The sequence below is a fragment of the Azoarcus taiwanensis genome (genome assembly GCF_012910885.1).
Taxonomy (GTDB): Bacteria; Pseudomonadota; Gammaproteobacteria; order Burkholderiales; family Rhodocyclaceae; genus Azoarcus_F; species Azoarcus_F taiwanensis.
The window spans coordinates 1-1,868 of record NZ_WTVM01000251.1; the positions used below are offsets into that span (position 1 = coordinate 1).

General features: G+C 64.8%; 2 protein-coding genes. Both read right to left on the reverse strand.

Going from position 1 to position 1,868, the window contains the following annotated elements:
• Positions 1-264 (reverse strand): ATP-binding protein (locus tag GPA21_RS20080; RefSeq protein ID WP_246262079.1); only part of this gene is annotated, 264 nt, incomplete at its 3' end.
• The gene (gene istA / locus GPA21_RS20085) at positions 254-1,753 is read right to left on the reverse strand and encodes an IS21 family transposase (protein WP_168989831.1); all 1,500 of its coding nucleotides are present in this window, start codon (positions 1,751-1,753) and stop codon (positions 254-256) included. The genes GPA21_RS20080 and istA, both read right to left, overlap by 11 nt.
• Positions 1,754-1,868: the final 115 nt, after the last annotated feature.

A 1,868-nucleotide genomic window follows, 5' to 3' on the forward strand; every position in this document is an offset into this window, starting at 1 on the left:
CAGCCGACGTACCAACGCCTCATCGGCTCGCGCCTGCGTGAAGTCGAAACCGGCCAGATCCCGATGCGCGGGGAAGCGCGCTGCGCTCATCTGGTAGGCGATCGAGCGCACTTCGCGCTCCGCGCTCTCAGCGGCCAGGAGTTCCCCCATCCATTGCTCCGGGGGCAGATCACTGTGATGCGCCTTGGCCACGAGTTCCGGCCAGCACTGTGCCATGCCATGGAGCTTGAGCGCCTTGAGGCGTCCGATCAGTTCAATCGACATGTCGGGCCTCCGCACGCAGACGATCGTAGCGATGCACATCGGGCTGGGGTTGCTCGCGCACCGTGAGCGTGGTGGCAACGGGCGTGGCCGGTGGCATTCCGGATTTGAGCCGGGCGAGCACGTTCATCACATGCTCGCCGCTGGGACGGCCGGACTCGAGCGCGAGTTCGACCGCCACCAGCACGGCCTCCAGTCCGTGACGCGGGATGGCGCCGAGCACATCGGCCATGACGCGGTCGCCACCGGCCTGTTTGAGCAGATGACGCTGCAGGCGAAGCAGCGGCTCGGGCATCTGGGCAAACGGTGCGCCGTTTCTGAGCGCGCCCGGCTTGCGATCGACCACACCGATGTAGTGGGTGAAGTCGTAGAAGGTCTGATCGCGCTCGAAGCTGCGTGCATGGCACGCAACCTCGCCTGCGTCGGCGACCAACCGCAACTGGCTCGGGTAGATGCGCAGGCTCAGCACCGCGTGGGCGTGTTCGGCCGGCACACTGTAGCGGTTGCGCTGGAAGTGGATGAGCGCCGTGCTGGTGACCCGGACCGGTTTCTCGACATAACCGTCGAAGGGCTGCGGGTTGGGCAGCATCTGCATCAACTCATCCTGCAGCAGCTCGGCGATTGTCAGCGCCGGCCATTCCGGGTTGGCCATGTCGGCCCATGCCTGCCGGCACTGCTCACCGAGCCAGGCGTTCAGTTCGTCCAGATCCTTCCAGCGCCGCTCGCTCGCGTGCTGCCAAATCTGGCGACGCCGATCCTGCACGTTCTTCTCGACACGCCCCTTCTCCCAGCCGGCGGCCCGGTTACAGAAATCCGGCTCGAACAGGTAATGGCCGCACATGGCAAAGAAGCGCGGATTGATGTCGCGCGCCTTGCCCCGACCGACCTTGTCGACGGCCGTCTTCATATTGTCGTAGATGCCGCGCCGCGGCACGCCGCCAAAGGCAGCAAAGGCGCGCGCATGCGCGTCGAACAACATCTCGTGGCTTTGCGTCGGGTACGCAGTGAGCCAGAAGGCGCGGCTCGCACACAGCTTGGTGTGCGCAACATCGAGCTTTCGGCGCAGACCGCCGATGAAGGCGTACTCCGTGCTCCAGTCGAACTGGAAGGCTTCGCCCAGCGCAAAGCTCAGCGGCACGTACGCGGGGCCCGGCTTGCCCGATTCTTGCCTTCGCCAGCGCTTGATGAAGGCGCACACCCGGTTGTAGCTGCCCGTGTAGCCTTGCGCGCGGATCGCCTCGAACATCGCCCGCGCCGTGCGCCGATCGCGCTTTGGCCGATGCCCGTCCGTCCTGAGCCACTGCCCGAGTTGCTCTGCCCACGGATCGACGACGCTTCTGGCCTCGCGCCGCTTGTACTGCGGCTCGACAACATCCTTGTGCCGCAGCCAGTTGCGAATGGTGTTCCGGGAAAGCCCGGTTTGCCGCGCGATCTCGCGCAGCGGCAAGTGGTCGCGGAAATGCATCCGCCTGATCTTGGCCAACATGCCCACTTTGATCACTCCTCGATCCCCCGCCCAAAACACAGCAGGGTAGTCAATCAAAGGTGGGTCAAATTTCGATGCAAATTACCCCGGCAAGTGGGTCAATTCTGGATGGCCGTCAACA